This is a genomic window from Pseudomonas syringae (genome assembly GCF_001698815.1).
Taxonomy (GTDB): domain Bacteria; phylum Pseudomonadota; class Gammaproteobacteria; order Pseudomonadales; family Pseudomonadaceae; genus Aquipseudomonas; species Aquipseudomonas syringae_A.
The window spans coordinates 1-21,376 of sequence record NZ_LGSI01000019.1; the positions used below are offsets into that span (position 1 = coordinate 1).

The following is a 21,376-nucleotide window of genomic DNA, read 5'->3' on the forward strand; positions in this document are numbered from 1 at the left end:
CTCGCCCGGCAAATGCTTGCAACACCGGTAGGAGGGGACTTGTCCCCGAAAAGGCCGCTCTGCCGGTGCTGATCTGACTGACGGATTTCCGTATCCGGGCCGCCGACTTCCCGGACAAGTCCGGTCCTACCAAAGGGATGAGGTCGCTCTTACAACGTCTCGCCCGGCAAATGCTTGCAACACCGGTAGGAGGGGACTTGTCCCCGAAAAGGCCGCTCTGCCGGTGCTGATCTGACTGACGGATTTCCGTATGCGGGCCGACGCCTTCCCGGACAAGTCCGGTCCTACCAAAGGGATGAGGTCGCTCTCACAACGTCTCGCCCGGCAACTGCTTGCAACACCGGTAGGAGGGGACTTGTCCCCGAAAAGGCCGCTCTGCCGGTGCTGATCTGACTGACGGATTTCCGTATCCGGGCCGCCGACTTCCCGGACAAGTCCGGTCCTACCAAAGGGAGGAAATCGTCCTTACAACGTCTCCCCCGGCTCGCCCGGCAAATGCTCGTCCAGATGCAGCCACGGCAAGCGGTTGGCGGTCCAGATGTGGCGGTCGGCGGGTGCCTGTTCCGGGTGATCGAGGGTGGCGATGGTCACGTCCATCTCTTCGGGGCTGTTGCGGGAAAACAACGCCAGTTGTGCGCCACAGTTGCTACAGAAATACCGCACGCAGGTCGGACCTGAATCGTAGGTCGCCGGGCTGCCTTCAACCCATTTGAATGACGTCAACGGCACCGTTATCCAGGTCATGACGATGCCGCCCGAGGTCCGTCGGCAGATCGAGCAATGGCAATGGGCGATGTCCTGCAAGGGCGCATCGAACTCATAACGCAGGCTGCCGCAATGGCATCCACCGGAATGTATCTGGCTCATATCCCCTCCTCTTTGCGGTCAGCGCCGACACAGCCTGTGACAGTCGCTGCCGGTAATTGTCTTCGCAACAAATGATCAGCGGTTCGGGTGGCGAAAGCTGGATGAAAGCTTGGCCCATTAGGATCCTTTCACCGCCGGCAACAGACCGGTCAGCCAAACGAGTGTTTTTCTCGCGCTCAATGGCCCAGTCAACAACAACAATGGTGAACCTGATGCCCTGCAATACCCTCCTGCACGCCCTGACTCCGATCCCACTCCACGCGCCGCTCTTGTTGAGCTGATTCGTCGCCTTCGCCTTTTCCCAAGTCGCGTTACGCCTGGAGTAATTCCCTATGTTGACCTTCCTCGGCTTTGCCATGGTTGTCGCCTTCATGTACCTGATCATGAGCAAGCGCCTGTCGGCGTTGATCGCCCTGATTCTGGTACCGATCGTCTTTGCCCTGTTCGGCGGCTTCGCGTCCGACATCGGTCCGATGATGCTGACCGGCATCACCAAACTTGCGCCAACCGGCGTGATGTTGATGTTCGCCATTCTCTATTTTGCGCTGATGATCGATTCGGGCCTGTTTGACCCGGCGGTGCGCAAGATCCTGCAGTTGGTCAAAGGCGACCCGGTGAAAGTCTCCGTGGGCACCGCCGTGCTCGCGCTGGTGGTTTCCCTGGACGGTGACGGCGCAACCACTTACATGATCTGCGTCGCGGCCATGCTGCCGCTGTACAGCCGCATCGGCATGAGCCCGCGAATCATGGCGGGCCTGATCATTCTGGCCGGTGGCGTGATGAACATGACGCCTTGGGGTGGCCCGACCGCTCGCGCTGCCAGCGCGCTGCACGTGGACCCTTCCGACATCTTCGTACCGATGATCCCGGCCATGGCCGCCGGTGTGATCGCGATTCTGGTCATTGCCTACTTCTACGGCAAGCGCGAACGTGCTCGTCTGGGTGAGCTGCATTTGCCGGACGACGAAGTCGATCACAGTGAAATCAGTGTTTCCCAGTTTCCGGGCGCCCGTCGTCCGAAGCTGATCTGGTTCAACGGCCTGCTCACCCTGGCCCTGATGGTCGCGCTGATCATGGGTCTGCTGCCGCTGCCGGTGTTGTTCATGATCGCCTTCAGTATCGCGATGATCGTCAACTACCCGAACCTGCAAGATCAAAAGGATCGTATCGCCGCCCACGCCGGCAGCGTGCTGGCAGTGGTCGGACTGATCTTCGCGGCCGGTATTTTCACCGGTATCCTGTCCGGCACCGGCATGGTCGATGCCATGTCCAAGAGCCTGCTGGCAGTGATTCCGGACGCGCTCGGCCCTTATCTCGCAGTGATTACTGCGCTGGTCAGCATGCCATTCACGTTCTTCATGTCCAACGACGCCTTCTACTATGGCGTGTTGCCAGTGTTGGCCGAAGCCGCTGCCCATTACGGCATCAGCCCGGTGGAAATGGCCCGCGCGTCGATTGTTGGTCAGCCGGTTCACCTGCTCAGCCCGCTGGTTCCGTCGACTTACCTGCTGGTGGCATTGGCCGGTATCGAGTTCGGCGATCACCAGCGCTTCACCTTGAAGTGGGCAGTTCTGGTTTGCCTGTGCATAATGTTTGCCGCCTTGCTGATGGGGATTTTTCCTCTGTACAGCAGTCTGTAAAATCGGATCACTTGCCTCAAGGCCTGCTATAGGCAGGCCGTGAGAGTTTAACCGCTCAAAGGAATACCTATGGAATGGCTGACCAATCCGGAAATCTGGATTGCTTTCTTTACCCTGACTGCTCTGGAAATCGTCCTGGGCATCGATAACATCATCATGATTTCGATCCTGGTCAGCCGCATGCCCAAGCATATGCAGCCGCGCACCCGGATCTTCGGCCTGGCGCTGGCCATGGTCACGCGAATCCTGTTGCTGCTGTCGATCACCTGGGTCATGCGCCTTACGGATGAACTGTTTTCGATCATGGGCAAGGGCTTCTCCGGCCGCGACCTGATCCTGTTCTTCGGTGGCCTGTTCCTGCTCTGGAAAAGCTCGCAAGAGATCTACCACGGCCTGGAAGGCGAAGAGGAAACCATCGACGAGCCCAAAGGCAAGGGTGGTCAGTTCATCTACACCATCATCCAGATCGCGATCATCGACATCGTGTTCTCGCTGGATTCGGTGATTACCGCAGTCGGCATGGTTTCCCACGTGCCGGTCATGATCGCCGCCATCGTCGTTGCCGTGCTGGTGATGATGGTTTGCGCTGGCGCCATCAGCAGCTTCATCGACAAGCATCCATCGCTGAAGATGCTGGCCCTGTCGTTCCTGATCGTCGTCGGTACGGTGTTGATCGCCGATTCGTTTGGCGTGCATGTGCCAAAAGGCTACGTGTACTTCGCCATGGCGTTCTCGCTGGCGGTGGAAGCCATCAACATCAAGATGCGCATGGCCATGGCCAAGAAAAAGGCCCAGAGCGATCCGGTCAAACTGCGTAAGGATGTGCCCGGCCAATAAGCCGTTACACTCTATGAAGCGGGGCTCCATGCGAGCCCCGTTTTTTATTGAGCGAAGGCTAGAACACTGATTTATGACAGATTTATTTCAATCAGTCCGAAGGCTATGCGATGCTTGCAGGCCAATGGCCTTAGTCAAGCGCTGCCCATAACCGCGCTACACGCTGCACCTTCACTTTTTTGCCCGGTTGGGCAAACCTCAGGGGGCTCTTTGTATGCTGACCCTGCTCGATTTGTTGTCAGCGGTCGCCCTGTTGATCTGGGGCACACACATCGTGCGTACCGGCATCCTTCGGGTGTACGGCTCGCAACTGCGCCAAGTCATCAGCCAGAACATGTCCAAGCGGCCGCTGGCTTTCATTGCCGGCATTCTGGTCACTGCGCTGGTGCAGAGCAGCAACGCCACGGCGATGCTGGTCACCTCGTTTGTCGGCCAGGGCCTGATGGCGCTCACGCCGGCGCTGGCGATCATGCTCGGCGCCGACGTCGGCACCGCGCTGATGTCGCGAATTCTCACGTTTGACCTGTCGTGGCTGTCGCCGCTGCTGATCTTCCTCGGGGTGATTTTCTTCCTGTCGCGCAAGCAGACGCGCATCGGCCAGCTCGGGCGTGTCGGCATCGGCCTGGGTCTGATCGTGCTGGCGCTGCAATTGATCGTCACCGCTGCCGCGCCGATTACCCAGAACGCTGGGGTCAAGGTACTGTTCGCCTCGTTGACCGGGGATTTGCTGCTCGATGCGCTGGTCGGTGCGATGTTCGCGCTGATTTCCTATTCCAGCCTCGCTGCGGTATTGCTCACTGCGACATTGGCGGGCGCGGAAATCATCAGCCTGCCAGTGGCCATCGGTCTGGTGATCGGCGCCAACATCGGCAGCGGCCTGCTGGCGTTCCTCAGCACCAGCATGCAGAACGTTGCCGGGCGGCAAGTCGCGCTGGGCAGCCTGCTCTATAAATTGCTCGGCTTGTTGCTGATCATTCCGGTGCTCGATCCGCTGGTGCGCTGGATGGACACCCTGGGTTTCAGCCCGCAAGACATGGTCATCGGCTTCCACCTGACCTACAACACCGCGCGCTGCCTGCTGATGCTGCCCACGGTCGGTCCGATGGCGCGGCTCTGCTCGGCGATTCTGCCGGAGCGGCCCGAAGTCAACGGCCTGGCCAAGCCGCGCCATCTGGACCTGACGGCGCTGTCGACGCCGAGTCTGGCGTTGGCCAACGCCGTGCGCGAAACCCTGCGCATGGGCGACCTGATCGAAGGCATGCTCAGTTCGATGCTCGAAGTGCTGCGCGGCACGCAAACAGCGGTTACCCAGGAAATGCGCCGCCTCAATGACGACGTCGAAGCGCTGTATAGCGCGATCAAGCTGTATCTGGCGCAGATGCCTCGGGAAGATCTCAGCGAGCAGGACAACCGACGCTGGGCGGAAATCATCGAACTGACGATCAACCTGGAACTGGCGGCCGGGCTGATCGAGCGTATGTTGCGCAAGATCCAGCAGCAAAAAACCTCGCAGCGCCGTTCCTTTTCCGAAGTCGGCCTGGAAGAACTGGCCGGGCTGCATTCACAGCTGTTGTCGAATCTGCGCCTGGGCCTGTCGGTGTTCCTCAGCGGCGATCCGGAAAGCGCCCGCCAGTTGCTGCGCGAAAAACGTCGTTTCCGCGCCCAGGAGCGGCGTCTGGCCCATGCCCACGTCAGTCGTCTGCAACGCAAAGTGGTGCAGAGCCTCGAAACCAGCTCGCTGCACCTGGAGCTGATTGCCGACATGAAGCGCCTGAACTCGCTGTTCTGCAGCAGCGCCTACGCGGTGCTGGAAACGGCCGATACCGGCGCCTTGTCCAGCGAAAGCCAGCCGGATCCATCAGCGTAAACATACTTGGTGTGAACGTACCGGACACATCGAAGTCTGTTAAACATACCGGCCCGCAAGGAAGCACGTTTTATGCGTTGCCTGCTGTTCGCTTGTCTGTTTCTGATTTCATCCGCGTCACACGCGCTCGACCGCTTTCAGGTCGAGGGCTATCTGCTGCCCAACGGTTTGCAATTGCTGCTCAAGCCCGGCTACGAAAAAGGCCATGTGGCGATTCGCCTGGTGGTCGGCATCGGCTTTGATGATTTCAGCTGCGCGGACAAGGAACTGCCGCATTTGCTGGAGCATTTGCTGTTCAGCGGCATTGATGACAGCGGCGAAGGCGGTCTGGAAGAACGCATGCAGGCACTTGGCGGCGACTGGAACGCGTTTACCAGCAATACTGACACGACGTTCGTCATCGAAGCCCCGGCGCAGAATCAGCGCAAGGTGCTCGATCTGTTGCTGGCGGTGCTGACCAAAACCCATCTGGATCAACCCGCGCTGGACACCGTGAAGCGCATCGTCGAGCGTGAAGATGGCGGCCATTATTCACACCTGCAACGCTGGCTGGATCGCAAGGATCTGGGTCACAGCGCCAGCAGTCAGCTGGCCGTCGAGTTGGGTTTGAAGTGTCCAGAGCGTCCGGAAGTGGATCATCTGACACTGGAGCAGATCGAGGACGTCTACAAAGGCTGGTACGCACCCAATAACATGACGCTGATTGTGGTCGGCGATCTGGATCGATTGCTGCCGAGCTATCTGGAACGCACTTATGGCGAACTCGATGCCGTTGACCCCATCGATCATCCGCCGCTGGATCAGGCGCGCAATACGGCCCAGGCCGAACGCACGCTGATTCGCGGCGGTATTGGTGAAGGTGCGCGGCTGCACTTGATCCTGCCCGAGCCGCAGCTGGACGATCAGCCCGACGAAACCATGGAATTGGTCAAAAGCTATCTGGAATGGGCGCTGTACAGCGATTTGCGCCTCAAGCACGGTTTGTCTTACGGCCCGTCGATCGAGCGCGAGGTCTTTGGCGACAGCGGCTTCATGAGCCTGAATGCCGATGTCGAGCGCGACGACGTTGATGAGGCCCGCGATGTCATTCGCGCCGTTCTCGCGCGCCTGCAAAAAGATGGCCTGGACCCGGCAACCTTCGCCCGCTTGCAACAGGCAGCAATCGCCAAGCAGGCTTGGGCGGTGCAAGGCAACAGCGCGCTGGCCGACTATTACTGGGGCGCATTGAATGATTACGAAAAAGGCCGCTTCGCCGACCCGTCCAGACGCTTCAAGTCCGTCAGCCTGGACAACGCCAATCGAGCCATGCGCGAGCTGCTGAATCAGCCGGGTTATTGGCGAATCGAGCAGCCGTTGCTGACTTACACCGGTTTGTATTGGCTGGGTGCGGCGTTGGTGGGGATTCTTGTATTGATTGTGTGGTTGGCCTATCGCCGAACGAACAAACGTTAGTAGGAGGGGACTTGTCCCCGAAGGCGTCAGATGAGGCGCAGGGAAGGCGTCGGGTCTGAGGAGGAATATCTTCAGCGCTTGCACCGGCCTCTTCGAGGACAAGTCCCCTCCTGCCGCTTTGCATGGGTTCGGTAGGACCGGACTTGTCCGGGAAGGCGTCGGGTCTGAGGAGGAATATCTTCAGCGCTTGCGCCGGCCGCTTCGGGGACAAGTCCCCTCCTACCGCTTTGCATGGGTTCGGTAGGACCGGACTTGTCCGGGGGAAGGCGTCGGGCCTGAGGAGGAATATCTTCAGCGCTTGCACCGGCCTCTTCGGGGACAAGTCCCCTCCTACCGCTTTGCATGGTTTTGGTAGGACCGGACTTGTCCGGGAAGGCGCCGGGTCTGAGGAGGAATATCTTCAGCGCTTGCACCGGCCTCTTCGGGGACAGGTCCCCTCCTGCTGCTTTGCATGGTTTTGGCAGGACCGGACTTGTCCGGGAAGGCGTCGGGTCTGAGGAGGAATATCTTCAGCGCTTGCACCGGCCTCTTCGGGGACAAGTCCCCTCCTGCCGATTCCCACTGGGTCGACATATTTAAGTTTTCTGCACACCCAAACAACGATTCCGCCGGCAGCGCTGTTATCCTGCAGCCGCTTTTTTCCGTGACACCAAAGCAGATCGCTCAAATGCCCGAATGGAGTTCCTACATCACGCGTATCACCACTCTGATGAAGCGCTATCCAGGCCTCATCGCGGCGGGTGGTTTCATTTCGGGGATTGGCAGCTTCATTCTGGTGGATCGTCAGGAAGGTCTGGCGACCTGGATCGCAGTGATCATGCTGGTCAGCTGGGTGTGGCTGATGATCGAAAGCAGCGCCGTGGTGCTGTTCACCAAGGTGTTCAAACGCGAAATTCCCACCGGCCTGCTGCGCTACGGCACGCAGATGATCCACCAGGAAAGCCTGTTCTTCGTGCTGCCGTTTTTCTTCGTCACCACGACCTGGAACAGCGGCCAGTCCATTTTTACCGCCGTTCTCGGCGCAGCGGGACTGGTTTCGATCATCGATCCGCTCTACTACAAATGGCTGGCAACGCGGCGCTGGCTGTTCATGGCCTTCCACACGCTGACGTTGTTTGCGGCGCTGTTGACCGCGTTGCCGATCATCGTGCACCTGACCACGGCCCAAAGTTACAAATTGGCGCTAATTATCGCCATCGTCCTGTCGTTTCCCAGTTTGATCTCTGCTTTGCCGATGACCACCTGGCGGCGCGGCATGGCGTTGGTCCTGGCGGTTTTGCTGATGGGCGGCGCGGGCTGGTTGCTGCGCTCGTGGGTACCGCCGGCAACGCTCTGGTTGACCGAGGTCGCGGTCAGCACGGATTTTGATAACAAAAACCGCGCGCCCGGCGATAGCATCAGGCAGGTCAGCGCCAGCCAGGTCCGCAATGGCGGTCTTTATGCTTACACGGCCATCAACGCGCCTCGGGGTCTGGACGAGCGGATTTATCATGTCTGGCGCCATAACGGCAAAGAAGTGGATCGCATCGCCCTGGATATTCGTGGCGGGCGCAAAGAAGGTTATCGTGCGTGGACGCACAAGCAGAATTTCCCCCCCGATGCGGTCGGCAAATGGCAGGTTCGGGTGTTGACCGAGGACGGGCAGATGATTGGCGTATTGCGCTTTGAAGTCACTGGCACCGATCAGCCGGCGGTCATTCGTCCTATCGGGAAAATCACCCGTTTGAAACCGGGTGGCGATGACGGTGCTGGCGATGCAGAACCGCAGACTCCGAAAGCCGAAGATGCCAAACCGGCCGCCGACGCGCCGAGTGCACCGGCAGCTCCAGAACAGCCGGCAGTTCCAGATAACTAACAGGCCCGACCATGACCACGCGCACGCTGGCCACATCAATTGCAGTCAGCCCCACCAGTGCCCCGGCGCTGGCGGGCACGGCGTTGCTGGATACGACAACCAGCCCAGCCCAGCTGCGGATTTCCGGTGACTGGACGCTGGCGCACTATCGAACGTTGAAGCAGCAGACCGACACGCTGGGCGGCAACTACGACGCCAGCGTCCCGGTGGACATGACGCGCCTGCACGCGCTGGATACCGCCGGCGCGTCGTTGCTGGTGGAATTGCTGGGCACCGAGCGCCTGGCCAAACTGTCGGTACAAGCCCCGGACCTGCCGCTGTCCAGCCGCGCCTTGCTGCAAACCATCCAGTCCGCATTGTGCGATTACTGCGCGCCGGTCAAGGATCCGGAAATCGCGGTCGGCATGCAGCTGTTGTCGCGGATTGGCTGCGCAGTCGACAAGGTTTGGACCGACACCCTGCAATTGCTGGGCTTCATTGGCCTGATTCTGGAAACCATCGCATCCAATGCATTGCGTCCGCGACGCTGGCGCATGACGTCGGTGTTCGTCCATATCGAACAGACCGGTCTGGACGCGGCGCCCATCGTGGCGTTGCTGACATTTCTGGTGGGCGCGGTGGTGGCTTTTCTCGGCGCGACGGTGCTCAAGATATTCGGCGCGACGGTGTTCACGGTGGACCTTGTGGCGTTTTCGTTTCTGCGCGAATTCGGCGTACTGCTGACTGCCATTCTGCTCGCCGGACGCACCGCCAGCGCCTTCACGGCGCAGATCGGCTCGATGCAGGCCAATGAAGAAATCGACGCGATCCGCACGCTGGGCTTGAGCCCGGTAGAGCTTCTGGTGGTGCCGCGCGTGCTGGCGCTGCTGGTTTCGCTGCCGATTCTGACCTTCGTGGCGATGGTCTCCGGGATCATCGGCGGCGGTGTGGTGTGCGCGGTTTCCCTGGATATTTCCCCGGCGATGTTCCTTTCGCTGCTGCAAGCCGATATTGGCGTGCAGCACTTTCTGGTGGGCATGGTCAAAGCGCCGATCTTCGCCTTCCTGATCGCTGCCATTGGTTGTCTTGAAGGCTTCAAGGTCAGCGGCAGCGCCGAATCCGTGGGCGCGCACACCACTTCAAGCGTCGTGCAGTCGATTTTCGTAGTGATCGTGCTCGATGCCATGGCCGCACTGTTTTTCATGGAGATGGGTTGGTGAGGACGATGCCGAAGACGCGTGATCCAGTGATTGAAGTGCGCGGCCTGTGCAATCGCTTTGGCAGCCAAAGCGTGCACGAGAACCTCGACCTGGACCTGTATCGCGGGGAAATCCTTGCGGTGGTCGGCGGTTCGGGCAGCGGTAAGTCGGTGCTGCTGCGCAGCATCGTTGGTCTGCGCCGTCCCGACGCGGGCAGTGTTCGGGTGTTTGGCCAGGACCTGCAGGGCGCGTCGGATCAGGAGCGCTCGTTGGTGGAGCGGCGTTTTGGCGTGCTGTTTCAAAAGGGCGCCTTGTTCTCTTCGCTGACCCTGACCGAAAACGTCGCGCTGCCGCTGATCGAACATGCAGGCCTCAATCGCGACGAGGCCGAACATCTGGCGGGGGTGAAGCTGGCGTTGGCCGGGCTGCCGCTGTCCTCCGCGCACAAATATCCAGCGTCACTGTCCGGTGGCATGATCAAGCGCGCCGCGCTGGCCCGCGCGTTGGCGCTGGACCCGGACATCCTGTTTCTCGACGAGCCAACGGCCGGCCTTGATCCGATTGGCGCGGCGGCGTTCGACCAGTTGATCCTGACCCTGCGCGATGCCTTGGGCCTGAGTGTGTTTCTGGTCACCCATGATCTGGACACGCTGTACACGATCACCGACCGGGTTGCTGTGTTGTCGCAGAAACGTGTGCTGGTGGCGGATCAGATCGACAAGGTTTCGGCCACCAACGACGCCTGGATCCACGAATACTTCCATGGCCCGCGCGGCCGCGCGGCATACTCCGCTTCCTTGCCTAAAGAGGTCTGACGATGGAAACCCGTGCCCATCATGTATTGATTGGCCTGTTCACCGTGCTGGTGGTGGCTGCGGCGCTGCTGTTCGGCTTGTGGCTGGCCAAGTCCAGCGTCGACAGCGCGTTCAAGGATTACGAAGTGGTGTTCAACGAAGCCGTAACGGGTTTGTCCCAGGGCAGCGCGGTGCAATACAGCGGGATCAAGATCGGCGATGTGATCACGCTGCGCCTGGACCCGAAAGATCCGCGCCGGGTGCTGGCGCAGATCCGTGTCACCGGCGAGACGCCCATCAAGCAGGATACTCAGGCCAAGCTGGCGCTGACCGGCATTACCGGCACCTCGATCATCCAGCTCAGTGGCGGCACGCCGCAGAGTCCGGAACTGGTCGGGCATGACGGCAAGCTGCCGATCATCATTGCCTCACCATCGCCGATTTCGCGCCTGCTCAACGACAGCAGCGACCTCATGAGCAGCGTCAATCAGCTGCTGCAGAACGCCAATCTGATGTTCTCGGCCGATAACGTGAAGAGCCTGAGTCGCACGCTGGACCATCTTGAGCAAACCACAGGCGCCATTGCCGATCAGCGCGACGATATTCGCCAGACCCTCAAGCAGCTCGCCCAGGTCGGCAAACAGGCCAGCGCGACCATGGAACAAACGGCAGCGCTGATGCGCAACGCCAACGGCATGCTCAACAGTGACGGCAAACAGATATTCAACAGCGCTGAACAGGCGATGAAGTCGTTGCAACAAAGCAGCGCGACCATCAACCGGCTACTCAATGGCAACCAGCAGTCCCTGGACAGTGGCATGCAAGGGCTGGGTGAGTTGGGGCCAGCGGTTCGCGAACTGCGCGATACCATGAGTTCACTGCGCGCGATTTCCCGCCGCCTGGAAGCCAATCCGAGCGGTTACCTGCTGGGCAGCGACAAGAACAAGGAGTTTGAGCCATGAGGTTTTTTGTAGGCGACACGCTGCCCTCCTCTGTAGGAGGGGATTTGTCCCCGAAGACGCCGGCCCGGACAGCTTTGTTTTTCCGACTGCCTCGTTGTCTGGCCAATTGCATTCGGGGACAAGTCCCCTCCTACCGATCTGTTATGACCGAAAAATCATCTCGTGCGGCAAATGCGAATTCATTCGCCGAGCTGCCGCCACCGTCGTCTGTAGTAGGGGATTTGTCCCCGAAGACGCCAGCCCGGACAGCTTTGTTTTTCCGACTGCCTCGTTGTCTGGCCAATTGCATTCGGGGACAAGTCCCCTCCTACCGACCTTTTCTGGCAGCTGCGAAGCTGTTTCTACTCGGCACCTTCCTGCTGACCAGCGCCTGTTCGATCCTGCCCAAATCCGAGCCGACGGACGTTTACCGCCTGCCGATCAGTTCGACTGCGGTCAAACCTGCCAACGTTCAACCGATGAATTGGTCATTGCGCCTGGCGCGGCCCAAGGCCAGTGAAACCCTCGACAGCCCGCGTATCGCCGTAGTGCCGCAGGGCGATTTGATCAGCAGTTACAAAGGCGCGCGCTGGAGTGATCCGGCCCCGGTGCTGTGGCGCAATCGTCTACTGGACGCGTTCGCTCGTGACGGCCGTGTGCCGCTGCTGAGTACCGACGAGAGTAATTTGCAGGCCGACTTTGAAGTCGGTGGCGAATTGCAGGCGTTTCAGAGCGAATACCACGGCGAGGCCATCGACGTGGTGATCCGCCTGGATGCGCGCTTGGTCAGTGCCAATCAGCGCATTGTCGCCACCCGTCGCTTCGAGGTGCGCCAGCCGCTCAAGGACAAGCAGCTACCCGCCGTGGTGGCGGGCATTGGCAAAGCGGCTGACGTGCTGGCCGCGCAGGTCTTGCAATGGACCGTCGAGCAGGGTCAGCAACACTACGCAGCGGTCGCGCCGAAGAACCAGTAGCAGACGAATATCGCCGCGATCACGCCGGCCAGTTCCGCCAGCAGCGCGCAACCCACGGCGTGGCGTGCACGCTGGATGCCGACCGCGCCGAAATACACCGCCAGCACGTAGAAGGTGGTTTCGGTACTGCCTTGAATGGTCGCGGCCACGAGCGCCGGGAAGCTGTCCACGCCTTGGGTCTGCATGGTTTCGATGAGCATTGCCCGGGCAGCGCTGCCGGAGAATGGCTTGACCAGCGCGGTGGGCAGCGCATCGACGAACCGCGTGTCCAGGCCGAACCAGGTGACCACATGGCGAATGCCTTCCAGGCCGAAATCCAGCGCCCCGGAAGCGCGCAACACGCCCACCGCACAGAGCATCGCCACCAGATACGGCAGCAAACTCTTGGCGACGTCAAAGCCTTCCTTTGCGCCTTCGACAAACGCCTCGTAGACCTTGACCTTGCGTAATGCGCCGATGATCAGGAACAGCATGATCAGGCCAAACAGCGTCAGATTGCCGAGGATCGACGACAAACCCGCCAAGGCCGCTGCCGACATGGTTGCCAGCAAGGCCATGAAACCGCCGAGAATCAGCGCGCCGGGGATCAGATACGCGAGCACCACCGGGTCCCACAGGCGCAAGCGCTGCATGACCGCCACCGACAGCAGGCCAACCAGGGTCGAAGCGCTGGTCGCCAGCAGAATCGGCAGGAATACCAGGGTCGGGTCCACAGCGCCTTGCTGAGCGCGATACATGAAGATCGTGACCGGCAGCAAAGTGAGTGACGAGGCGTTGAGCACCAGAAACAGGATTTGCGCGTTGCTGGCGGCGGTCTGGCTGGGGTTGAGTTCTTGCAGCGAACGCATGGCTTTCAATCCGATGGGCGTGGCCGCGTTGTCCAGGCCCAGCGCGTTGGCGGCGAAGTTGAGGGTAATCAGGCCGATGGCTGGGTGCCCGGCCGGGACTTCCGGCATCAGGCGCAGGAACAGCGGGCCAAGCGCCTTGGCGAGCCATTCGACGATCCCGGCTTTTTCGGCAATCCGCAAAAAGCCCAGCCAGAGGGTGAGGGTGCCGAACAGCAGGACCATCACTTCGACGGACAGCTTGGCCATGGCGAAAATGCTTTCCACCATCGCCGCGAAAACCCCCGCGTTACCGCCAATCAGCCACTGCGCCAATGCAGACACGGCCGCCACGACAAAAAAACCAAGCCATAGGCCATTGAGCATCAGTAAGTCCCCCCAAGATGCGGCGATGATAGCGGTGGGGGGATAAACAACAAAGCCCCACGCCAGGCGCGGGGCTTCAAATGCAGAAGGGTTGCCACGATTGACCTCTCGGGGACAAGTCCCCTCCTACCGGTTTTGCACTGGACCGGTAGGACCGGACTTGTCCGGGAAGGTGATGGTCAGGTTGAATCTTTGCCTCAGTTAGACGCTGTCTCACCCGCTGGCAGCGGGTCTTTGCTGCGCCAGTGTGGCAGGGAGTTCCAGTAGCGTTGGCCTTTGGCGTCGTCGTACATGCCTTCCCAGCGGGAGATGACCAATACGGCCAAGGCATTGCCGATCACGTTCAACGCGGTACGCGCCATGTCCATGATGCGGTCCACGCCGGCAATGAACGCCAGGCCTTCCAGCGGAATGCCCGCGCTGCCCAATGTTGCCAGCAATACCACGAACGAAACGCCCGGAACCCCGGCGATACCCTTGGAGGTGACCATCAAGGTCAGGACCAACATCAATTGCGCGCCGATCGACAGATCAATGCCATACAACTGCGCGATGAAAATCGCCGCGATGCTTTGATACAGCGTCGAACCGTCAAGGTTGAACGAATAACCGGTCGGGACCACAAAGCTGCAGATCGCTTTCGGCGCGCCGTAGGCTTCCATCTTCTCGATAACGCGCGGCAACACGGTTTCCGAACTGGCGGTGGAGTACGCCAGAACCAATTCGTCCTTGAAGATGCGCATCAGCTTCACGACCGAGAAGCCGAACATCTTCGCAATCAGGCCCAGCACCACGAAGGCGAAGAAGGCGATGGCCACGTAAACCAGAATCACCAGCTTGGCCAACGGCAGCAGCGAAGCAAAACCGAAGTTCGCCACGGTCACGGCAATCAGGGCGAATACGCCAATCGGCGCGTAGTTCATGATCATGTGGGTGACCTTGAACATGGTTTCCGAAACGCCCTGGAAAACCCGGACCAGTGGATCACGCACTTCGGCCTGCAGGCTGGACAAGCCCAGGCCGAACAACACCGAGAAGAAGATGATCGGCAGCATGTCGCCACGGGCGATGGCTGCGAAGATGTTCGACGGGATCAGGTTGAGAATCGTCGCGATGAACGCGTGATCGTGCTGAACCTCGGCGGTTGTCTTCTGATACTGCGAGATATCCACAGTGCCCAGCGTGCTCATGTCGATGCCTGAGCCCGGCTGGAACAGATTGGCCAGCACCAGCCCGACCAGAATGGCAACGGTGGTGACGATCTCGAAGTAAATGATGGTCTTCAGGCCGATGCGACCCAGCTTCTTGGCGTCGCCGACGCCAGCAATGCCCACCACCAGGGAAGAAACCACAATCGGGATGACGATCATCTTGATCAAGCGGATAAAGATGTCGCCCGCAGGTTGCAGGATATTGCTGATCCACCACGCTTTTTCAGCGCTGAAATGGTTAAGCAGTGCTCCCAGCGCAATCCCGAGAACCAGACCAATGAGAATCTGCCAGGCCAGGCTCAGCTTTGCCTTCTTCATGTCGTTACCTTTTTCAAGTGGCTAGGACATCTCTAAAACCGACGCGCTCGACGTTGCTCATTCCACAGCAGCTACGAGGGCATGGATGCCTTTAGAGCTGTCCTGAGAAGGTCGCCGCAAACGAGCATCCTGGCTCTGTAGCGGGCGAAAAAAGGCGCAACTATTAGCACCAGACGACCCATCGTCTAATGCCGAAAACGACTACCCTATGCCGAATCGGCATAATGTCGTTTTGGCGTGAAAGTGTCGTAAAGCGTCGGGTAGATACCGCTATTCGGCTGGGAAGTGGCTAATACGTCGCCTGTGGCGCGATAGACCTATAACAACAGGAGGAGTTTTGAGTGTGGAAATGGGGTTTTGGTGGGGATATTTCCTACAGGTTTTGACTGACGTGCGGCGATGTGACGCGCGGGCACGAGAACCCGGAAATGGTAAAGCGCAACGCAGGCCCTGAAATGACCTTCAACGCTATTCGAAGAGCCAGACATGGACTTGCGCTGCGGTTTTTCCTGACCCGGCCCTTGCGGAAGTACTCCCTGTACTCCTAGGTCACTTCGATCCGAACAATCAAAGCATCCCGGCCCCTTGGTCATGCGCCAGTCGTTATCGGACCGCGCAGCTCTCAAAAGAGCAGCCCCCAAGAGGGGCGCTCTTCTGTCTTTAAATCAGTACCAGTTCGGATCCTTGCGCAGCTGCTCTTGCAACAAAGCCTGCATGCCTTCGTCCGGCTTACCCAAGTAGCGATAAGTGGCATGGCGAGTTGGCGATTTGTCGGCGGGCAAACCCGCAGGCACATCGACCAGCATCGCGTAGGCATCCTGCTTGTCGAGGCTGTATGCCACGATCAGGCGCTTGCTGCGGCATGAGTCAGCTGTTTCGCACAGTGGTCCGACGATATATGGCTTGCTGTCTTCCGTAACGGCATTCATTTGTTGCTCAGAGACACCGGAGAGATTGATTACCCAGTCGGGCAAGCGCTCTTCCTTCTTCACGACGCCCATCCATGTCTGCCGATACTCGGGGGCGGAACTCAATAGTTCGTTGACCCGGGTCTGTCCATCATTGGCAGCCATTGCCAGGGCACTGCCGCCCATGAGCAGGGCGGCGGCCAGAGAGTGGAGAGAAGCACGCATGTGTCAGCCTCGGCCGCGACGGCCAAAGAAGAAGGACACAACGAACATGACCAGGAACACGACGAACAGGATCTTGGCGATACCCGTAGCTGTGCCCGCGATACCGCCGAAGCCCAGAACTGCAGCGACGATGGCGATGATTAGAAACGTGATTGCCCAACTCAACATGGTGATTCTCCTTTACTACCGTTTTAAATAATGGGGTGTGCTGCGTTCACTGCAAGGCGGGTTTAGAAAACCCAGGTTTGCCTCTGCGGCATTTCACTGACTTCCACGTTGCCATCTACCGGCATCAAGCTCAGGGCAGTGTCCTTGACCATCGGCACGCTGACCGTGGAATAGGACTGGCTGTAAGTGAACTGCTGTTTGATCTGGGTCGCTTCGTGAGCGCTGCTCCAGTGTTGATACTGTTGGATCGAAAGCAATGTGACCAAGAGTGCGAAGGTGGCGAACAAGCCTTGCTGGATGTGCAGAGGCGAAATACGCAGTTGTGCAAGACGCTGGCTGTTCATCCGAGTGCTCCTTCCACCTTGGTGGACCTTCGTGGACCTTCAATCTTGATCTGTGAGCCGGTAAATTCACGGCTTGGGTTAGGAGGTGTAATGCAGACTGCATGCCAGCTTTTTAATCTTTGTAAAACCTATGTAAATCAGTAGGTTGCAAAGGATATTCGCGGCGGGAGAGTAGCATCCTGCACGATTGACCCTTTGGCATCGTGCGTTCTGCACGAACGCACCATGCTCTTGTGCGGCCAAGGCGCCGAGCGGGTCAGCCCGCCGTGCGCGCCATGACCTTCAATGCATCGGCATTCACACCTTTGACCCCGCGAATATTGCGCGCGGTTTCCACGGCCAATTCCTTCTCGGCGAAGTTGGCGACGATGCCATTGAGGGTCACCAAACCGTCCTTGGTTTCCACCTTGATATTCAGGCCGTCGAGGTTGCGGCTGTAGATCAGGCTGGATTTCACCTTGCTGGTGATCCAGGCATCGCTAAGCTGTTCCACAGGATTGGCGGACGGTGGCTGAACCTTGGAAGCAATCGAGTCCTGAGCGCTCAAGCTAACCAGATTGTTGACGCTGGTGACCCCGTTGGTGTTGCTCGCCAGGCTGCCGGCCAGTTCCTTGGCTTCAGGGCTGGTGGCACGACCTTTGAGGGTGACGACGCCGTCTTTGCTGTCCACATCAATGTTCAGCGCTTCAGTGACGCTGTTCCACAGCAGCTTGGATTTGACCGTGGCAGTCAGCGTGGCGTCCTCGAAGCTTTGCGCCAGATTGGCCTTGGTGCCGGGTTCAGCGGCGACGTTGGCGTCGATTTCCAGCTGGTTATCGACCTTATCGATGCCGTCAACGTCCAAGGCAATCCGTTGCGCCAGTTCGCGATCCACTTCGTTTTCGACTTTGCCTTTGAGAATGGCAGTGCCCTGTTCGACGTTGACGTCGATCTTGAACGGGCTCAGGTGACGATTGAGCGCGAAGGCGGTCCAGATCGAACCTTCCTGCCGCGCTTCGGCCAATTGGCTGGGCAAATCTTGCTGGGCGGCGCTGGCTAGCAGCGGATTCAACCCCAGCACGGTGATTGTTGCGGTGGCCAGAGCGAGCTTTTTCAGCGGGTGCATGGCGCATCTCCATCAATTGCAGTACGTAAATTTCATTTCATCGCCTGAGGCGAAAAGCTAAGGAAACCCGCAAGGCCTATGCCAGCGAATATTCCTACTGAATTTTCAACAAATTCAGCATCTTACTGTTTAAGGTGGCAGACCGTTACCATGCAGCACGCCGAATCAATCAGAATTGACCATGCAACTTGCCCGATTATTCTGAGACTAACTCAAGACAATTCACTTAGGAGCGTAGGAAAAATGGAAGCAGCCACTGAGAATCAGGGCCGTATTCTGCTTGTGGATGACGAATCCGCGATCCTTCGCACGTTCCGCTATTGCCTGGAAGATGAGGGCTACAGCGTCGCGACCGCCAACAGCGCAGCGCAGGCGGAAACGTTGCTGCAACGCCAGGTGTTCGACCTGTGCTTTCTGGATTTGCGACTTGGCGAAGACAACGGCCTGGATGTTCTGGCGCAAATGCGTATCCAGGCGCCGTGGATGCGGGTCGTGATTGTCACTGCGCACTCGGCGGTCGATACCGCGGTTGATGCCATTCAGGCGGGTGCCGCCGATTATCTGGTCAAGCCATGCAGCCCCGACCAATTGCGCCTGGCCACGGCCAAGCAGCTGGAAGTCCGCCAGCTGTCGGCGCGGCTCGAAGCGTTGGAAGGTGAAGTGCGCAAACCCAAGGACGGCCTGGATTCCCACAGCCCGGCGATGATGGCGATTCTCGAAACCGCGCGGCAAGTGGCCAACACCGATGCCAACATCCTGATCCTCGGCGAGTCGGGCACAGGTAAAGGCGAGCTGGCGCGGGCCATTCACGGCTGGAGCAAACGCTCCAAGAAGTCCTGCGTGATCATCAACTGCCCGTCGCTGACTGCGGAGCTCATGGAAAGCGAGCTGTTCGGTCACAGCCGCGGCGCGTTTACCGGTGCCAGCGAAAGCACGCTCGGTCGCGTTAATCAGGCCGATGGCGGCACGCTGTTTCTTGACGAGATCGGCGACTTTCCGCTCACGTTGCAACCCAAGTTGCTACGTTTCATCCAAGACAAAGAATACGAGCGGGTGGGTGATCCGGTGACGCGTCGCGCCGACGTGCGCATTCTTGCCGCGACCAACCTGAACCTGGAGGACATGGTGCGCAGCGGACGTTTCCGGGAAGACTTGCTGTACCGTCTGAACGTCATCACCCTGCATTTGCCGCCGTTGCGCGAGCGCAGTGAAGACATCCTTACCCTGGCTGATCGCTTTCTGGCGCGCTTCGTCAAGGAATACGCCCGTCCCGCTCGCGGTTTCAGCGAAGAAGCGCGGGCCGCGCTGCTCAACTATCGCTGGCCCGGCAATATTCGCGAGCTGCGTAACGTCATCGAGCGCGCCAGCATCATTTGCCCGCAAGAGCGCGTTGAAATCAGCCACTTGGGCATGGCCGAACAACCTACCAGCAATGCTCCGCGCGTTGGCGCGGCACTGAGTCTGGATGAGCTGGAAAAAGCTCACATCGGCGCAGTGCTGGCGACCAGCGAAACCCTGGATGCGGCGGCCAGGACGCTGGGCATCGACGCTTCGACGCTTTACCGAAAACGCAAGCAGTACAACTTATGAATCGCCGCCCATGAAATTGGCGATGAAGTTGCGCACCCGGCTGTTCCTGAGCATTTCTGCCTTGATAACGGTCGCGTTATTGGGGCTGATGCTGGGACTGGTCAGCGTCATGCAGATGGCCAAGTCCCAGGAATCGTTGATCGAGGAAAACTTCGTCACCCTGGATATCGGCCTGAAACTGCGGCAGAACCTCGGCGATCAGCTGGTCATGATGCTCAACGAGACGCCCGATCCCTCGACGCTCAAGGCGGCGCAGGATCAGTTTCGCGAGTTCTTGACCCAAGGTATCGAGCACGATACGCAGATCAACATCGATAACGGTTTCAAGGCTGCCAGCGCTGACTATCAGAAATTCCTCGAAGCGTATGCGCAAACCCGGGATGACCCTCGGAGTCTGCGCGACAACACCGAGCTGAGTCAGCGTTTCAACTCCCTGCGCAACAATCTGCTGGCCGCCCATCGACAATCCCTGAGCAATATCAGTGAGGCCGAAACCCATTCCCGGGATCGGGCGTTGTGGGTGGCCGGGCTATTAGGCCTGGTGGGCATCGCCGTGCTGATCATTGGTTTCGTTACTGCCCACGGCATCGCCCGACGCTTCGGCGCGCCGATCGAGGCGCTGGCAAAAGCTGCCGACAAAATCGGCCAAGGCAACTTCGAGGTCACGCTGCCGATTTCATCTGCGGCAGAAATGAACCTGCTGACCCGCCGTTTTGGCGTGATGGCTGAAGCGTTGCGTCAGCATCAGGCAACCAACGTCGACGAACTGCTCGCCGGCCAGCAACGCCTGCAGGCGGTGCTGGACAGCATCGATGACGGCTTGTTGATGATCGACCGTCAGGGCCGTCTGGAGCACCTCAACCCTGTGGCCCAGCGCCAGCTTGGCTGGGACGAGGAACGACTGGGCCAAGGCCTTGGCGAGGCGTTGCAGCGTCCCGAGCTGGATGAACAGCTGTATCTGACCCTGCGCGGCGGCACGCTGGAGCGAGCACCGGAAGATTTGTCGATTGATATCGATGGCGAAACCCGACTGCTGACGTACAGCCTGACGCCGGTAAGCCATACCAAGGGCCACATTCTGGGTGCGGTGATGGTGCTGCACGACGTCACCGAACAGCGCGCCTTTGAGCGAGTGCGCAGCGAGTTTGTCCTGCGCGCCTCCCATGAACTGCGCACGCCGGTGACCGGTATGCACATGGCGTTCGGCCTGCTTCAGGAGCGGGTGCATTTTGCCGAGGATTCGCGCGAAGCGGACCTGTTCAACACCGTCAATGAAGAAATGCAGCGCTTGATGCAACTGATCAACGACCTGCTGAATTTCTCCCGCTATCAAAATGGTCTGCAAAAGCTGACGCTGGAGCCATGTTCGGTCGACGAAATGCTCGAACAGGCGCGCTTGCGCTTTGAAGAGCGGGCCGGGGAGCAGGACATCGTGCTCACCGTGGAGCTCGAGGATCAACTGCCAGAACTGAATGGCGATCGCGTGCAGTTGGAGCGGGTGCTGGACAACCTGCTCGACAACGCCATCCGCCATACACCGGAGAAAGGCCTCATCCGCCTCCAGGCCAGGCGCCACGGCGAGCGGGTGATCATCAGCGTCGAGGACAATGGCGAAGGTATTGCCTACGGCCAGCAGGGGCGCATTTTCGAACCCTTCGTCCAGGTCGGCCGCAAAAAAGGCGGCGCCGGACTTGGCCTGGCACTGTGCAAGGAAATCGTGCAACTGCACGGCGGCCGCATGGGCGTTTATTCCCGGCCGGGGCAGGGCACGCAGTTTTATATGGCGTTGCCGCTTTAAGCCTCTTTAAGCCCGTTGGAGCGAGGTTTGCCCGCGAATCGGCCGTAGGAGCGACTTTAGTCGCGAAGGCGTCAATTGCCCTCCCGGCTAAAG

Annotated in this window: 18 protein-coding genes; 11 read left to right on the forward strand and 7 right to left on the reverse strand. The window is 59.4% G+C overall.

Annotated elements, in window-relative coordinates; all coding sequences use genetic code 11:
• Window positions 1-465 precede the first annotated feature (465 nt).
• Window positions 466-867 carry a GFA family protein gene (locus AFK24_RS04575; protein WP_065832116.1) on the reverse strand — a complete coding sequence of 134 codons (402 nt, stop codon included), beginning with the start codon at window positions 865-867 and terminating at the stop codon, window positions 466-468.
• 332 nt (window positions 868-1,199) lie between these two features.
• Here AFK24_RS04575 and AFK24_RS04585 point away from each other — a divergent pair, with 332 nt between their 5' ends.
• From AFK24_RS04585 to AFK24_RS04625, 9 genes are all read left to right on the forward strand, one after another.
• Window positions 1,200-2,507, forward strand: a complete 1,308-nt coding sequence (locus AFK24_RS04585; RefSeq protein ID WP_065832118.1) for a CitMHS family transporter — start codon at window positions 1,200-1,202, stop codon at window positions 2,505-2,507.
• A 69-nt stretch (window positions 2,508-2,576) separates the two neighbouring features.
• Window positions 2,577-3,344: a TerC family protein gene (locus AFK24_RS04590; protein ID WP_065832119.1), complete on the forward strand. Its 768-nt coding sequence runs from the start codon at window positions 2,577-2,579 to the stop codon at window positions 3,342-3,344.
• Between the two features lie 214 nt (window positions 3,345-3,558).
• On the forward strand, window positions 3,559-5,211 hold the full coding sequence (locus AFK24_RS04595) for a Na/Pi cotransporter family protein (RefSeq protein ID WP_065832120.1): 1,653 nt from the start codon (window positions 3,559-3,561) through the stop codon (window positions 5,209-5,211).
• 72 nt (window positions 5,212-5,283) lie between these two features.
• On the forward strand, window positions 5,284-6,663 hold the full coding sequence (locus AFK24_RS04600; RefSeq protein ID WP_065832121.1) for a M16 family metallopeptidase: 1,380 nt from the start codon (window positions 5,284-5,286) through the stop codon (window positions 6,661-6,663).
• A gap of 667 nt (window positions 6,664-7,330) precedes the next feature.
• A complete protein-coding gene (locus tag AFK24_RS04605; RefSeq protein ID WP_065832122.1) occupies window positions 7,331-8,518 on the forward strand; it encodes a DUF5924 family protein in 1,188 nt (395 codons plus the stop codon).
• Between the two features lie 11 nt (window positions 8,519-8,529).
• Window positions 8,530-9,717 (forward strand): MlaE family ABC transporter permease, encoded by a 1,188-nt coding sequence (locus AFK24_RS04610; RefSeq protein WP_065832123.1) that lies wholly within the window; start codon window positions 8,530-8,532, stop codon window positions 9,715-9,717.
• A gap of 5 nt (window positions 9,718-9,722) precedes the next feature.
• Complete coding sequence (locus AFK24_RS04615) at window positions 9,723-10,511, forward strand: ABC transporter ATP-binding protein (protein WP_020293341.1); 789 nt, start codon at window positions 9,723-9,725, stop codon at window positions 10,509-10,511.
• Window positions 10,512-10,513: 2 nt separating this feature from the next.
• A complete protein-coding gene (locus tag AFK24_RS04620) occupies window positions 10,514-11,452 on the forward strand; it encodes an MlaD family protein (RefSeq protein WP_065832124.1) in 939 nt (312 codons plus the stop codon).
• A 320-nt stretch (window positions 11,453-11,772) separates the two neighbouring features.
• Entirely contained in the window at window positions 11,773-12,405 is a 633-nt protein-coding gene (locus AFK24_RS04625; RefSeq protein ID WP_065832132.1) for an ABC-type transport auxiliary lipoprotein family protein, read from the forward strand.
• On the opposite strand, the gene AFK24_RS04630 is transcribed toward AFK24_RS04625, so the two are convergent.
• The 6 genes from AFK24_RS04630 to AFK24_RS04655 form a co-directional block, all read right to left on the reverse strand.
• Window positions 12,375-13,616, reverse strand: a complete 1,242-nt coding sequence (locus AFK24_RS04630) for a nucleoside recognition domain-containing protein (protein ID WP_065832125.1) — start codon at window positions 13,614-13,616, stop codon at window positions 12,375-12,377. The genes AFK24_RS04625 and AFK24_RS04630 overlap by 31 nt on opposite strands.
• A gap of 197 nt (window positions 13,617-13,813) precedes the next feature.
• Window positions 13,814-15,145 carry a glutamate/aspartate:proton symporter GltP gene (gene gltP / locus AFK24_RS04635; protein WP_065832126.1) on the reverse strand — a complete coding sequence of 444 codons (1,332 nt, stop codon included), beginning with the start codon at window positions 15,143-15,145 and terminating at the stop codon, window positions 13,814-13,816.
• Between the two features lie 665 nt (window positions 15,146-15,810).
• On the reverse strand, window positions 15,811-16,278 hold the full coding sequence (locus AFK24_RS04640; protein ID WP_065832127.1) for an inhibitor of vertebrate lysozyme family protein: 468 nt from the start codon (window positions 16,276-16,278) through the stop codon (window positions 15,811-15,813).
• A gap of 3 nt (window positions 16,279-16,281) precedes the next feature.
• A complete protein-coding gene (locus tag AFK24_RS04645; protein ID WP_002555679.1) occupies window positions 16,282-16,446 on the reverse strand; it encodes a DUF1328 domain-containing protein in 165 nt (54 codons plus the stop codon).
• A 62-nt stretch (window positions 16,447-16,508) separates the two neighbouring features.
• A complete protein-coding gene (locus tag AFK24_RS04650) occupies window positions 16,509-16,790 on the reverse strand; it encodes a hypothetical protein (protein WP_065832128.1) in 282 nt (93 codons plus the stop codon).
• Window positions 16,791-17,046: 256 nt separating this feature from the next.
• Window positions 17,047-17,895 carry a BON domain-containing protein gene (locus AFK24_RS04655; protein WP_065832129.1) on the reverse strand — a complete coding sequence of 283 codons (849 nt, stop codon included), beginning with the start codon at window positions 17,893-17,895 and terminating at the stop codon, window positions 17,047-17,049.
• Window positions 17,896-18,138: 243 nt separating this feature from the next.
• Between AFK24_RS04655 and algB the strand changes: the two genes are divergently transcribed.
• Window positions 18,139-19,485, forward strand: a complete 1,347-nt coding sequence (algB, locus tag AFK24_RS04660) for a sigma-54-dependent response regulator transcription factor AlgB (RefSeq protein WP_065832130.1) — start codon at window positions 18,139-18,141, stop codon at window positions 19,483-19,485.
• A gap of 10 nt (window positions 19,486-19,495) precedes the next feature.
• Complete coding sequence (locus AFK24_RS04665) at window positions 19,496-21,283, forward strand: KinB sensor domain-containing domain (RefSeq protein WP_065832131.1); 1,788 nt, start codon at window positions 19,496-19,498, stop codon at window positions 21,281-21,283.
• The last annotated feature ends 93 nt before the right edge of the window (window positions 21,284-21,376 follow it).

Bases quoted from the DNA above. Each gene is read 5' to 3' on its own strand.
- AFK24_RS04640 (WP_065832127.1), bottom strand. From the start codon at position 16,278: ATGCGTGCTTCTCTCCACTCTCTGGCCGCCGCCCTGCTCATGGGCGGC.
- AFK24_RS04575 (WP_065832116.1), bottom strand. From the start codon at position 867: ATGAGCCAGATACATTCCGGTGGATGCCATTGCGGCAGCCTGCGTTAT.
- AFK24_RS04615 (WP_020293341.1), top strand. From the start codon at position 9,723: ATGCCGAAGACGCGTGATCCAGTGATTGAAGTGCGCGGCCTGTGCAAT.
- AFK24_RS04630 (WP_065832125.1), bottom strand. From the start codon at position 13,616: ATGCTCAATGGCCTATGGCTTGGTTTTTTTGTCGTGGCGGCCGTGTCT.
- AFK24_RS04655 (WP_065832129.1), bottom strand. From the start codon at position 17,895: ATGCACCCGCTGAAAAAGCTCGCTCTGGCCACCGCAACAATCACCGTG.
- AFK24_RS04665 (WP_065832131.1), top strand. From the start codon at position 19,496: ATGAAATTGGCGATGAAGTTGCGCACCCGGCTGTTCCTGAGCATTTCT.
- AFK24_RS04610 (WP_065832123.1), top strand. From the start codon at position 8,530: ATGACCACGCGCACGCTGGCCACATCAATTGCAGTCAGCCCCACCAGT.
- AFK24_RS04620 (WP_065832124.1), top strand. From the start codon at position 10,514: ATGGAAACCCGTGCCCATCATGTATTGATTGGCCTGTTCACCGTGCTG.
- AFK24_RS04650 (WP_065832128.1), bottom strand. From the start codon at position 16,790: ATGAACAGCCAGCGTCTTGCACAACTGCGTATTTCGCCTCTGCACATC.
- AFK24_RS04590 (WP_065832119.1), top strand. From the start codon at position 2,577: ATGGAATGGCTGACCAATCCGGAAATCTGGATTGCTTTCTTTACCCTG.
- AFK24_RS04645 (WP_002555679.1), bottom strand. From the start codon at position 16,446: ATGTTGAGTTGGGCAATCACGTTTCTAATCATCGCCATCGTCGCTGCA.
- gltP (WP_065832126.1), bottom strand. From the start codon at position 15,145: ATGAAGAAGGCAAAGCTGAGCCTGGCCTGGCAGATTCTCATTGGTCTG.
- AFK24_RS04605 (WP_065832122.1), top strand. From the start codon at position 7,331: ATGCCCGAATGGAGTTCCTACATCACGCGTATCACCACTCTGATGAAG.
- AFK24_RS04600 (WP_065832121.1), top strand. From the start codon at position 5,284: ATGCGTTGCCTGCTGTTCGCTTGTCTGTTTCTGATTTCATCCGCGTCA.
- algB (WP_065832130.1), top strand. From the start codon at position 18,139: ATGGAAGCAGCCACTGAGAATCAGGGCCGTATTCTGCTTGTGGATGAC.
- AFK24_RS04595 (WP_065832120.1), top strand. From the start codon at position 3,559: ATGCTGACCCTGCTCGATTTGTTGTCAGCGGTCGCCCTGTTGATCTGG.
- AFK24_RS04585 (WP_065832118.1), top strand. From the start codon at position 1,200: ATGTTGACCTTCCTCGGCTTTGCCATGGTTGTCGCCTTCATGTACCTG.